The organism is Pseudomonas zhanjiangensis (assembly GCF_041027545.1).
Classification (GTDB): domain Bacteria; phylum Pseudomonadota; class Gammaproteobacteria; order Pseudomonadales; family Pseudomonadaceae; genus Aquipseudomonas; species Aquipseudomonas zhanjiangensis.
This window is the reverse complement of sequence record NZ_JBFTEG010000009.1, coordinates 36,809-49,422: the sequence shown is the minus strand read 5'-3', so window position 1 is coordinate 49,422 and position 12,614 is coordinate 36,809. Positions and strand designations below refer to the sequence as shown.

10 protein-coding genes are annotated in these 12,614 nt (G+C 67.4%); 2 read left to right on the top strand and 8 right to left on the bottom strand.

The features are described 5' to 3' along the window. Nucleotides 1-80: 80 nt before the first annotated feature. The 3 genes from trhP to AB5S05_RS12455 form a co-directional block, all read right to left on the bottom strand. Nucleotides 81-1,397: a prephenate-dependent tRNA uridine(34) hydroxylase TrhP gene (trhP, locus tag AB5S05_RS12465; RefSeq protein ID WP_369287850.1), complete on the bottom strand. Its 1,317-nt coding sequence runs from the start codon at nt 1,395-1,397 to the stop codon at nt 81-83. Nucleotides 1,398-1,544: 147 nt separating this feature from the next. Continuing rightward, nucleotides 1,545-3,311, bottom strand: a complete 1,767-nt coding sequence (locus AB5S05_RS12460) for a sodium:solute symporter family protein (protein WP_369287849.1) — start codon at nt 3,309-3,311, stop codon at nt 1,545-1,547. A 10-nt stretch (nt 3,312-3,321) separates the two neighbouring features. Beyond that, nucleotides 3,322-3,588 (bottom strand): DUF4212 domain-containing protein, encoded by a 267-nt coding sequence (locus AB5S05_RS12455; protein WP_369287848.1) that lies wholly within the window; start codon nt 3,586-3,588, stop codon nt 3,322-3,324. Between the two features lie 343 nt (nt 3,589-3,931). Here AB5S05_RS12455 and AB5S05_RS12450 point away from each other — a divergent pair, with 343 nt between their 5' ends. After that, nucleotides 3,932-4,561: a glutathione S-transferase family protein gene (locus tag AB5S05_RS12450; protein WP_369287847.1), complete on the top strand. Its 630-nt coding sequence runs from the start codon at nt 3,932-3,934 to the stop codon at nt 4,559-4,561. Nucleotides 4,562-4,657: 96 nt separating this feature from the next. On the opposite strand, the gene AB5S05_RS12445 is transcribed toward AB5S05_RS12450, so the two are convergent. Together AB5S05_RS12445 and creD are read right to left on the bottom strand one after the other, a co-directional pair. Then, a complete protein-coding gene (locus AB5S05_RS12445; protein ID WP_369287846.1) occupies nt 4,658-4,960 on the bottom strand; it encodes a hypothetical protein in 303 nt (100 codons plus the stop codon). A gap of 12 nt (nt 4,961-4,972) precedes the next feature. Next, on the bottom strand, nt 4,973-6,331 hold the full coding sequence (gene creD, locus AB5S05_RS12440; protein ID WP_369287845.1) for a cell envelope integrity protein CreD: 1,359 nt from the start codon (nt 6,329-6,331) through the stop codon (nt 4,973-4,975). Nucleotides 6,332-6,583: 252 nt separating this feature from the next. Between creD and mgtE the strand changes: the two genes are divergently transcribed. Further along, nucleotides 6,584-8,236: a magnesium transporter gene (gene mgtE, locus AB5S05_RS12435; protein ID WP_369287844.1), complete on the top strand. Its 1,653-nt coding sequence runs from the start codon at nt 6,584-6,586 to the stop codon at nt 8,234-8,236. Nucleotides 8,237-8,251: 15 nt separating this feature from the next. Here mgtE and creC read toward each other — a convergent pair whose 3' ends face one another. From creC to AB5S05_RS12420, 3 genes are all read right to left on the bottom strand, one after another. Next, nucleotides 8,252-9,676 (bottom strand): two-component system sensor histidine kinase CreC, encoded by a 1,425-nt coding sequence (gene creC / locus AB5S05_RS12430; RefSeq protein ID WP_369287843.1) that lies wholly within the window; start codon nt 9,674-9,676, stop codon nt 8,252-8,254. Nucleotide 9,677: 1 nt separating this feature from the next. Further along, nucleotides 9,678-10,406 carry a two-component system response regulator CreB gene (gene creB, locus AB5S05_RS12425; protein ID WP_369287842.1) on the bottom strand — a complete coding sequence of 243 codons (729 nt, stop codon included), beginning with the start codon at nt 10,404-10,406 and terminating at the stop codon, nt 9,678-9,680. 100 nt (nt 10,407-10,506) lie between these two features. Continuing rightward, nucleotides 10,507-12,537: a methyl-accepting chemotaxis protein gene (locus AB5S05_RS12420; RefSeq protein WP_369287841.1), complete on the bottom strand. Its 2,031-nt coding sequence runs from the start codon at nt 12,535-12,537 to the stop codon at nt 10,507-10,509. Nucleotides 12,538-12,614: the final 77 nt, after the last annotated feature.

The following is a 12,614-nucleotide window of genomic DNA, read 5'->3' as shown; positions in this document are numbered from 1 at the left end:
GGATGAATAGAGCGTCATCCAGCCTACGCGCTATCGGGCCACGCGCTGAGTGAAGCCTCAGCCAGGCACTCCGATCCAGCCTAGAGGTCGCGCATCAGCAGGCCGTACTCCAGCTGCACCTCGGTCGGCACCGGCAGGTACAGCACATGGCCGTCCCCCGGCGCCACTGCCACGCCCTGGCCCTGGCGGTTCTGCAACTGCTCCAGGTCGAAGCGCAGGTTGCCCTGGGGGGTCATCAGCTCCAGGCGGTCGCCCACGGCGAAGCGGTTCTTCACCCGCACCTCGGCCAGTTCGCCACGGCGCTCGCCGGTCAACTCGCCGACGAACTGCTGGCGCTCGGACATCGACGTGCCGCGCTGGTAGTTCTGGTACTCGTCATGCACATGGCGACGCAGGAAGCCCTCCGTGTAGCCGCGGTGGGCCAATGACTCCAGGGTGTCCATCAGGCTCTTGTCGAACGGCCGCCCGGCGATCGCATCGTCGATCGCCTTGCGGTACACCTGGGCGGTACGCGCGCAATAGTAGTGCGACTTGGTCCGCCCCTCGATCTTCAGCGAGTGCACGCCCATCTGCACCAGGCGCTCGACGTGCTGCACCGCGCGCAGGTCCTTGGAGTTCATGATGTAGGTGCCGTGCTCGTCCTCGTAGGCGGCCATCTGCTCGCCCGGGCGATTGCCCTCCTCCAGCAGGAACACCTGGGAAGTCGGGGCGCCGGCGCCCAGGGTCGGGTCGACCAGTTTGACGATATCGCCCAGCTCGTTCTCCTGCGCCGCCTCGGCCTTGTACTGCCAGCGGCAGGCGTTGGTGCAGGAGCCCTGGTTGGGGTCGCGCTTGTTGATATAGCCCGACAGCAGGCAGCGTCCGGAATAGGCCATGCACAGCGCGCCGTGGACGAACACCTCCAACTCCATCGCCGGCACCTGCTGGCGGATCTCCTCGATTTCCTCCAGCGACAGCTCGCGCGACAGAATCACCCGCGACAGGCCCTGCTGCTGCCAGAACTTCACACTGGCCCAGTTGACCGCGTTGGCCTGCACCGACAGGTGGATGTTGGTCTGCGGGAAATGCTCGCGCACCAGCATGATCAACCCCGGGTCGGACATGATCAGCGCGTCCGGGCCCATGGCGATCACCGGCTCCAAGTCCTTGAGGAAGGTCTTCAGCTTGGCGTTGTGCGGGGCGATGTTGACCACCACGTAGAACTGCTTGCCCTGGGCATGGGCCTCGGCGATGCCCTGGGCCAGGTGGGCGTGGTCGAACTCGTTGTTGCGCACCCGCAGGCTGTAGCGCGGCTGCCCGGCATAGACCGCATCGGCGCCGTAGGCGAAGGCGTAGCGCATGTTCTTCAGGGAGCCGGCCGGGGACAGCAGCTCGGGGGTAGCGATGGGCAGGGACATGGGCGCAGGCTCGACGAATCAAAACCGGCAACTCTAGATCAGGCGCCACCGTCATCTATTGATCTGGGTCTATGAATCGGCGCGATCGAATCGAGCGGACAGCAAAACGCCCCGTTTCCGGGGCGTTGTGTTTACAGCGGTTGACGCTTAGTGCTCGATCGCGGCACCGGCACCACGGGGGATGCGGATGTCCTCGATGATGTGCTGGATATGCTCCGGCGGTGCGGCGGTGACCTTGGCCACGATGATCGACACCACGAAGTTGAAGATCATGCCCAGGGTACCGATACCTTCAGGGGAGATGCCGAACCACCAGTCCGCCGGGCCCGCAGTCGGGAAGATGAACTTGTAGTAGACGATGTAGCTGAAGGTGAAGGCCAGACCGACCACCATGCCGGCGATCGCCCCTTCCTTGTTCATCTTCTTGGAGAAGATGCCCATGACGATGGCCGGGAAGAACGAGGCCGCCGCCAGGCCGAAGGCGAACGCCACCACCTGGGCCACGAAGGCCGGTGGATAGATGCCGAACAGACCGGCGACCACCACCGCCACGCCGGCGGCGATACGGGCGGCGAGCAGCTCACCCTTCTCGCTGATGTTCGGCATGATGGCGCTCTTGAGCAGGTCGTGAGAGATCGAGGTGGAGATCACCAGCAACAGGCCGGCGGCGGTGGACAGCGCGGCAGCCAGACCACCGGCGGCGATCAGGGCGATCACCCAGCCCGGCAGGTTGGCGATTTCCGGGTTGGCCAGGACCATGATGTCGCGGTCGACATACAGCTCGGTGGCGGCCGGAGTCGGCTCGTTGGTCACCAGACGCTGACCATGCTCGCCACGCTCGGCGGCGAAGGTCGGGGTACCGGCGAAGGGCGCGCCCGGGCCGTACTGGATCTTGCCGTCACCGTTCTTGTCCAGCCAGGCGATCAGGCCGGATTTCTCCCAGTTGCTGATCCATTGCGGCGCTTCTTCGTAGCTGATGCCCGGGATGGTGGTCAACAGGTTGGTACGGGCGAAGGCGGCGATGGCCGGCGCGGTGGTATAGAGGATGGCGATGAACAGCAGCGCGTAACCGGCGGACTGACGGGCCGCACGCACGGTCGGGGTGGTGAAGAAGCGCACGATCACGTGCGGCAGGCCGGCGGTGCCGACCATCAGCGCCATGGTGATGAAGAACACGTCGATGGTCGACTTGCTGCCATCGGTGTAGGTGCTGAAGCCCAGCTCGGCGCTCAGGCCGTTGAGGCGCTCGAGCACGGACTGGCCGGTGCCCAGCACTTCACTGCCGAAGCCCAGCTGCGGGATCGGGTTGCCAGTGATCATCATCGAGATATAGATCGCCGGCACCATGTAGGCGAAGATCATCACGCAGTACTGCGCCACCTGGGTGTAGGTGATGCCCTTCATGCCTCCGAGTACCGAGTAGAAGAACACGATGCACATGCCGATCACCACGCCGGTGTTGATGTCCACTTCCAGGTAGCGGGAGAAGACGATACCGACGCCGCGCATCTGCCCGGCCACGTAGGTGAAGGAAATGAAGATCACGCACACCACCGCCACCAGGCGCGCGGTCTGCGAGTAGTAACGCTCACCGATGAAATCCGGCACGGTGAACTTGCCGAACTTGCGCAGGTAGGGCGCCAGGCACATGGCCAGGAGCACGTAACCGCCGGTCCAGCCCATCAGGTAGACGCTGCCGTCGAGACCGACGAAGGAGATGATCCCCGCCATGGAAATGAACGAGGCCGCGCTCATCCAGTCGGCGCCGGTGGCCATGCCGTTGAGGATCGGGTGCACGCCCTTGCTGGCGACGTAGTACTCGCTGGTGGAACCGGCACGGGTCCACAGGGCGATACCGATGTACAGCGCGAAGGTCGCGCCGACGAACAGGTAGATCAGGGTTTGGGTATCCATGTTCGGCGCCTTATTCTTCGTGGACGTCGTGCTTGCGGTCGTACTGATTCATCTTCCACACGTAGAAGAAAATCATCGCCACGAACACATAGATGGAACCCTGCTGGGCAAACCAGAAGCCCAGCGGGAAGCCGAAGAACTGGATCTGGTTGAGTTGATCGACGAACAGGATGCCGCAACCGAACGACACCGCGAACCAGATGGCCAGCAGTATCAACATCAGCCGCAGATTATCCTTCCAGTAGGCTGTGGCAGCCTCTTGCTTAGACGCGGACATATGAGGGACTCCTCAATAATTTTTGTTGTTTTGACCCTTGCAACTTAGCAGCACCAAGGGCGACCGCCACTGAGACTTTGGTCGAGTACCGGGAGCCTCAGGCGCGCCAGCCACGGTTTCAGGCGCCTGCACAGGCACGCCGGCGCCGCTGCTCCCCCGCGTACTCGACCAAGGTCGAATGGGTAAAGGGCCGCACCGGCGCGCGCGGCCGCTACCAGCATAGTCGCTGCCGGGCAGATGCAATGCCGGTGGCAAAGCTCCATCCGCCTGGCTCCCGCGCCTGCATGGAGGTGCCGATCCGAGCCTGCTACCCTGCTGGGCAACACCGCGCCAAGGAGTCAACATGCCCACAGCCAGCATGACCCTGCTCTACTCACCCGCCTCGCCCTTCGTGCGCAAGGTCCTGGTGTTGCTCCACGAGACCGGCCAGCTCGACCGGGTCGCCCTGGAAGAAGTGCAGCTGAGCCCGACCAGCCCCAGCGCGACGGTCAACGCGCAAAACCCGGCCGGCAAGATCCCGGCCCTGCGCCTGGCCGACGGCAACGTGCTGGTCGACAGCCGGGTGATCCTCGAGTACCTCGACCAGCAGCATGTCGGCGAAGCGCTGATCCCGCCGAGCGGCAGCGCCCGCTGGCGGCGCCTGAGCCTCGCCGCCCTGGCCGATGCGATCCTCGATGCCGCGGTGCTGATGCGCTACGAGAGCTTCCTGCGCCCGGCCGACAAGCGCTGGCCCGAGTGGCTGGCCGCCCAGCAGGCGAAGATCGAGCAGAGCCTGGACCACTTCGAGCAGCACGCCATCGCCGAGTTGAGCAGCCGCTTCGACATCGCCGCTATCGGCGTCGCCTGCGCCCTCGGCTACCTGGACCTACGCCAGCCCGAGCTGGGCTGGCGCCAGCGCTGCCCGCACTTGGCCGCCTGGTTCGCCGAGGTCAGCCTGCGCCCTTCGCTGCAGGCGAGCGTGCCGCCGGGCTGATTTCGCCATGCCTTGCTAGCGGACGAAACAGGCGGGCGATGCGCCGGGCCAGCAGGTGCCCGGCACGGCCCTCCTCGCGCAGGCCGACATGCCCGCTCATGACCGATACCACAGGCGGTAGAAGCCGAGCGCCAGCAGCAGCGCGCTCTGCCCCAGCGCCACGCACAGGGCCAGGAAGGACTGCACCGATGGGTTGTGCGCGGCGTCCGCCACGCCGGTCAGGCCGCTCCAGAAGTCCGCCGGCAGCAGGGCCAGGCCCAGCTGCCCCAGTGGCTGGCCGCTCGCCAGCAGGGCGTCGATCAGGCCGAACTGGCCGCCGAACATCAAACCGAGCAACAGCAGCGCGCTCAGCACCAGGCCCAGGGCGAAACAGGCGCAACCTCGCAGTAGTACACGCATGCTCACGTCCTCCTAGACCCTGGCCGCCGCCGTGTTCTCGGTCGGCTTGCCGACCCCGTACCAATCCAGGTTGCGCGTCAGCACCATGATGCAACCAAGCACCCCGAACACCAGCAGCGAGCCCATCAGCAGGGCATAGTCCTCGGCGCTGAGCAGGCCATAGAGCAGTCCGTACAGGGCGGCCAGGAGCAGGCCGAAGGCGCCGCCGCGCAGCCGGCTGTGCAGCACGTGGCTGACGTAGAAGGCGTTCAGCGCCACGCAGCCCGCCGCCGACAGGCCATAGGCCAGGGCGAAGCCCAGGTGCTCGGACAGCGACAGCAGCAACAGGTAGAACAGCGCCAGCGACAGGCCGACCAGGGCGTACTGCAGCGGGTGCACGGCCAGGCGCTTGAGCACCTCGAACAGGAAGAACACGGCGAAGGTCAGGCCGATGAACAGCAGCGCGTACTTGATCGCCCGATCGGTCTTCAGGTACTGGTCCACCGGGTCGACGAAGCTGACGCCGAAGCGCCGGCCGAACAGCCCATCGCAACTGTTCTTGCGCACGCAGGCCTGCAGGCTCTGCTCCAGGTCGGTGGCGAAGAAGCTGGTCTGCCAGTGCGCGTCGAAGCCCTGGGCGCTGACCTCGCGTCGGGTCGGCAGGTACTCGCCGACGAAGCTCGGGTGCGGCCAGTCGGCCTGCAGGCTGACCCGGCTGTCGCGCCCCACCGGCACCACGCTGAGCTGCTCGGTGCCCTGCAGCTTGAGGTCGAAGGCAAACTCCAGGCTCTGCCCGCCCTGGCTGTCGAGGGCCGGCAAGGGCACGTGCACGCCGGCGCCGAAACGCTCGTCGCCGCTGCCCGGGGCGAAGTCCAGGGTGGCGCCGTTGAGGCGCAACTGCAGGGCGTTGCCGATGCCGCGGATGTCGCTGATGCCGACCGCGAGCAGCGGCGCCTCGAAGCGGTACAGGCCCAGCTGATCGCCCAGGCCCATGCGCGCCGGCAGCTTGAAGCGGCCGCTGATCTGGTTGTCGCTGTGGTACAGGCGCGCCTGGTAGATGCCGCGCGAACGCTGCTCGGTGACCACCGTGCCATTGAGCTCGAAGCGCTCGGGTAGAAAATACAGGCGCCCGCGCACCTGACGCTCCTCCAGGTAGCGCTCGCCGGTCTTGGCCTGGGTCTTCCACTCGTGCAGCTCCTTGGTATAGGGCAGCACCAGGATCGGCCCGGTGAGCTGCTGGCTGTAGCTGGAGCTGCGGGCGATATCCTGCAGCACATGGTCGCGTTGGCGCTGCCGCTCATCGACCAGGCCGCCGATCATCAGCAGGGGGATGAGTAACAGCAGGATCAACAGGGCGATGGCGCCCAGCTTGAAACCCAGGGCTCTGGTCATGGTGCGGCTCTCCGGCGCAATTGAGGTAGGAAAATTCTGCGCCGGCACTGGGGTGGTTTTATGGAGGTTGTATGGAGACTGCATGGAGATTCGCCGCCCTCCGGCCTGGGCAAAACGCCTGCGCAGCAGCGCAAGAGTGCATAGCGCTGTAGCTCGGGGCATGGCTGGGCCATACTTGCCAGCCTGAGAACCGCGCCAACGACGCCCCGCCTGCGGGGTTGCTCAACCCTCCGCCACCAGCCGACGGCCACCATGAGTTCGACCGACCCAGACGACCGCCCGACCCAGGATCTGCTTGGGCGCACCGACAGCGAACAGATCATCCAGGCGCTCGATAGCGGGAAGAACAAGCGTGCGCGCAAACTGCTCAGGCGCATGCACCCGGCCAAGATCGCGGCCATGCTCGAGATGCTCGAGGCCGAGCAGCGCCTGGCGCTCTGGCAACAGATCGATGCGGCGCAGGAGGAGCGCATCCTGCCGCACCTGAACAGGCGATTGAGCGGGCAGCTGCTCGGAGACTCGGCGGATGCTCAGCCGGCCAGGCCGGAGACCGAGCAGGAGGAGGAAAAGAGCGAACTCAACCACCTGGAGGCCATACGCCAGGCCTTGAGCCTGAAGAAGCTCAAGCGGGTCGGCAAGATCCTCCACCGCATGCACCCGGCCAAGGTCGCCGGCCTGCTCGAGGCGCTGCCGCCGGAAGAGCGCCTCAGCGTGTGGAGCATGGTCGAGACCGAACGGGCCGGCAAGGTGCTGACCTACCTGCACGACGAGATTCGCATCGCCCTGGCCCTCGAACTGGACCTCGAAGAGCTGATCGCCTCGGCCGAGCACCTCGAGCTCGACGACCGCGTCGACCTGATCCAGACCTTGCCCGCGGCCCTGGGGGCCAAGCTGCTGTATGCCAGCAGCGCCGGCCAGCGCGCCCAGCTGGAGTCGATGCTGTCCTACCCGGAGGACTCGGCCGGCGGCCTGATGAACGCCGACGCCATCCAGGTGCGCGCCGACGTCAGGGTGAGTACCGTGCTGCGCTACCTGCGCCTGCTGGAAAAGCTGCCGCCGCAGACCGACATGCTGATGGTGGTCGACCGCAAGGGCCACTATCAGGGCGCGCTGCACCTCAGTGCCCTGGTCACCGCCGACCTGGGCCGTGCCGTCGCCGAGCTGATGGACCGCAATATTGTCGGCATTGCCGCCAGCGCCTCGGACAGCGAGGTCGACCGCCTCTTCAAGGAGCTCGACCTGCTATCTGCTCCGGTGGTGGACGAGCACAACCGGGTGATTGGCCGCATCACCCTGGACGACGTCGCCGACCTGATGCGCGAAGACACCGAGCGCACCCTGATGCAGATGGCCGGTCTGGATGACGAGGCGGATATCTTCGCCCCGGTCATGGTCAGCTCGCGGCGCCGCGCGGTCTGGCTGGGCATCAACCTGATCACCGCCTTCAGTGCCGCCTGGGTGATCGGCCTGTTCCAGGCCACCCTCGAACAACTGGTGGCGCTGGCCGTACTGATGCCGATCGTGGCGAGCATGGGCGGCATCGCCGGCAGCCAGACCCTGACCCTGGTGATCCGCGGCCTGGCCCTGGGCCAGGTGCAGAAAGGCAATCTGCGCATCCTGCTCAACCGCGAGCTGGGGGTATCGATCCTCAACGGCGTGTTATGGGCCCTGGTCATCGCCTTGCTGGCCGTGGCCTGGTTCGATCACTGGGGCCTGGGCGCCGTGCTTGGCAGCGCCATCCTGATCAATCTGCTGTGTGCGGCCCTGGCCGGCTGGGGCATCCCCCTGCTGCTCGAACGCATGGGCATCGACCCGGCGCTGGCCGGCAGCGTGATCCTGACCACGGTGACCGATATCGTCGGCTTCTTCGCCTTCCTCGGCCTGGCCAGCATCCTGCTGCTGTGACATTGCCGCCAGGGCTCAGGCGCGCGGCAGGCTCAGGCTGACCTCGACCCCGCCCTCGACATTGCCGATGTGCAGCGCGCCGCCGTGCAGCTGCGCCACCTCCTCGACGAAGTTGAGCCCCAGCCCCGTGCTCTTGCGCCCGCTGGCCGGGCGTGGCAGCGAGTAGAAGCGCTCGCACAGGCGCCCCAGGGCGTAGTCGGGAATCGCCTCGGCCTGGTTGAACAGGCGCAGCTCGACCTGGCCGTCGCGGACCTCGGCGGCGAGGCGGATCAGGCCGCCGGGCGGGCTGAAGTCCAGGGCGTTGTCCAGCAGATTGGTCAGGGCCTGGCGCAGCAGAAAACGCTCGCCGCGTACCGCCAGCTCGGCAGCAATGCGGTTGTCCAGCTGCAACCCGGCCGCCTGGATACGCGCGGCCTGGGCCTGCAGCCGCTCCTCGAGCAGCGCTCGCAGCGGCACCGCGACCCGCTCCTCCAGGCCCTGGCGCTGCTCCACCTGGGCCAGGTTGAGCAGGCGCTCGATCAGCTGCTGCATGCGTGCGCTTTCCTGGTCTATGTTGGCGACGAAGCGTCGACGCTGCTCGCTCGGCATCTCGCCGTCGAGCAGTTCGGCGGCGCCGCGCACCGCCGCCAGCGGGCTCTTCAGCTCGTGGGTCAGGGTATGCACGTAGCGCTCGACGTAGGCCTTGCCCTCCAGTTCGCTGCGCATTCGCTCCAGCGCCGCGGCCAGCTGCGCCAGCTCGCCGCCGTGCAGGGCCGGCACCTGCGCCCGCTGGCCGGCGCTGACCGCCTGGGCGTAGCGGGTCAGCTGGCGCAGCGAGGCGCTCAGCCACCAGGACAGCAGGCCGCCGATCAGCAGGCCGAGGCCGACCAGGCCGCCGCCGAGCCAGCCCAGGCGCTGCTGCGAGCGCTCGATATAGGGCTGCAGGGTGCGGTTCGGCTTGGCCACCGAGACCACCCCGATGATCCGCTCGCCATCGAGCACCGGCGCGGCCACGTACATCACCGAGGAGTCCGGGTCGCCCGGGTTCTCGCGGGTCGAGCGGGCGCCGTACTCGCCGCGCAGGGTCAGGTAGACGTCGTTCCAGCGCGAGTAGTCCGCGCCCACGGCCGCACCGCTGGAGTCGAGCAGGACGATGCCGCGCTCGTCGGTGACATAGATGCGGTGGTTGACCCGGGTCTTGTCCACCCCCCAGATCTGCGCCTGCGGCCGGCGCTGGCCATAGGCCTGGAGCAGCTCCGGCAGCCGGCCCTGAGCGAGGCTGCCGGCCTTGAGGTCGTCGCGGATGATTTCCGCCAGCAGGTTGGCGGTGTCGACCAGGGTTTCCTCGGTGGACTGGCGCACCCCGGGACGAATCTCGTCCATCACCGTGCTCAGGACGAACCAGCCGGCCAGGCCGACGAACAGGAAGTAGACCAGGAAGATGCGCACGCCCAGCGGCATCTCAGTGCTCCGGCTGGTAGCTGTAGCCCAGGCCGCGATGGGTCCGGATCGGTTCCTCGGCCGCGGCCACCAGGCGCAGCTTGGCGCGCAGGCTCTTGATGTGGCTGTCGACGCTGCGCTCGTAGCCGGCATCGCTGGCCACGCCCAGGGCGTCGAGTAGCTGCGCGCGGCTGAACACCCGCTCGGGCTGGGCCAGCAGCGCCTGCAGCAGGCGGAACTCGTGGCGGGTCAGATTGAGCAGCTGGCCGTGGTAGTGGATCTGGTAGCGCTGCAGGTCGATGCGAAACGCCGCGTCCGTCGCCGGCCCCGGTTCGGCCGGATGCTGCCCAGCCGGCTGCGGCCCGACCGGGTGCGGCCCGACCGACCGCGGCCCGACCCGCTTGAGGATGGCCCTGACCCGGGCAGCCACCTCGCGCGGGCTGAACGGTTTGACCACGTAATCGTCGGCGCCGATCTCCAGGCCCACCACCCGGTCGATTTCCTCGCTGCGCGCGGTGAGGAAGATCACCGGCACCTCGGAGAACCGGCGCAGGCGCTTGCACGCCTCGAAACCGCTGATATCCGGCAGGCCGACATCGAGGATCACCAGGTCGAACGACTCGCGCGCCAGGGCCTCCAGGGCCTGACCGGCCAGGCCCAGCCACTGGGTGCTGAAGCCATCGGCCTGCAGGGCATAGACCAGGGTATCGGCGATTGCGACTTCGTCTTCGACGATCAGAATGTGCGGCATCGGGCGTCCTGCTCGGTGGCGGTCAGGGCCGGCAGACTGCGTCAGGCCACCCCCGGCGTCAAGGGGGTGGCCATTGGGCAACGCGATCCGCGCCGGCGCCTCAGTTCAGCTGGAAGCGCCCGGTGTTCTGCGCCAGGCCATCGCTGCCGCGGCGCAGCTGCTCGGCGGCGCTGCTGACCGCCTGGGCACCGTCGAGCAAGGCGCTGGCACCCTGGTCGACCTGCTGGATGCTGCCACTGACCTCATCGGCGGTGGCGGCCTGCTGCTCGGCGGCGGTGGCGATCTGCGCCAGGCGGTCGCTGACCCGCTGCACCGACTCGACGATCCCGGCCAGGTCCTCGCCCATGGCCAGCACGCTGCCGACATCGCCCTCGGCCTGACGCACCGCCTCCTCCATCAGGGTCACCGACTGGCCGACCACCCTATGCAGGTTGGCCACGGTCTCGGCGATTTCCGCGGTGGAATTCTGGGTGCGCTGGGACAGCGAGCGCACCTCGTCGGCGACCACGGCGAAGCCGCGGCCCTGCTCACCGGCGCGGGCAGCCTCGATCGCGGCATTGAGCGCCAGCAGATTGGTTTGCTCGGCGATACCCTTGATCACGTCGACCACCCGGGTGATCTGCTCGGTCTGCTCGCGCAACTGCTGCAGGGTCGCGGCGCTGCTGCCCAGGCTGCTGCTGAGCTGGCGCATGCTGGCCGAGGTACGCACGCTGCGCTGGTTGCTCTGGTCGGCGATCTCGCGGGTGTGCCCGGCTTCCACCGCGGCCTCTTCGCAGCTCTGCGCCACACTCTGCGCGGTGGCCGCCATCTGGGTCGCGGCGGCGGCGATCTGGCTCATCTGCCCCTGCTGCTGCTCGACCGCCGCCAGGGCGCTCTGCGCCTGGCCACTGAGCAGCTGCACGGTGCCACCGAGCTGCTGGCTCTCGCGGTCGACCCCCTGCAGCGAGTCGCGCAGCTGCAGCACCGCGGTATTCAGCGCCGCGGCGATACCCGCCAGATCATCCTCGCCGTGCACCTGCATCTGTACCCGCAGGTCGCCATCGCGCAGGCCCTGGGCGGCCTCGATGATGGCGGCGGTGCTGCGCCGGATCGAGGCATTCAGGCAGAACAGCACATAGAGCGCCAGTGCGGTGAGCACGGCGAATACACCGATCACCCAGAGCATTTCGCCCTTGGCCTGCTGGCGGTAGTCACCCAGGCTGGCGGCGAACTGTCGGTAGAGCGCCTGCTGCAAGGCGGCCAGTTGTCCCTGCAGGGTGTCCACCCGCTGAATGAACTGTTGCGGGGTCAGGGTCATGGGGTTGGCCTCGAACATGTCCCGGTCGATTTCGCCGAGAAACGCCTGCATGGCCTGCTCGGTATCGGCGAAGGGGGCCTGCAGCTGCCCGGCGGCCGACGAGTCGAACTGGCCGAGGGCCGCACGCGCCTTGACCAGCTGCGCCAGGGACTCGTCCAGGCCGCGGCGCAGGTCGCGGATCAGCACCCGGCTCTGCAGGGTGAAATGCTCGGACACCACCGCGCCATAGCCCTGGCTGGCGAAGCTGCCGAGGTTTTCCAGCAGGCGCGGCAGAATGAAGGTCAGCTGTTCCATCATCAGGTAGCTGTCGAGGCTGGGGTCGAGGATCAGGCCGCTGTCGGTGGCCAGCTGCTCGCGCAGGGTCATCAGCTGCAACAGGGTCTTTTGGTAACGTTCCAGGCCGTCCGGTAGCGCTATTTTTCCCACTTCGGCCACCGCCAGCCCGGCGCGCAGCGCCTGCAGCTCGGCCAATTGCTGGCGCGCCTGGGCGCTCAGGGGCGCCTGCTCCAACTCAGCCGCGGCCTGTTGCAGGGCCTCGTCCAGGGCCGCTGCGCGCTGTTGCAACAGGGCCTCGGCCGGCTTGTCGGTGCCCTTCCAGCGCGCCAGCAGGGTGCGCTGCTCGAGCAGCGCCTGCTGCACCGAGCCCAGCGCCTGCACCCCGCGCATGCCCATGAGCTCGCGATCGATCAGGCTCAGGCGCGCCAGGTGATCGCTGCTGATCACCCAGAGGGCGTAGCCCAGCGGCAGGGCGAACAAGACGAACAGCAACTGAAACTTGCGCGCGAAGCTGAAACGCTCCAGCACACGAACCCCAGGTTTGAGTACTCCGGTCATAACGACACCTCAACGAATCCCGCGCACCCCGGCAGCGGATGCGGCAAAGAACCCGTGTAGCAAGAATTGAGCCGCAC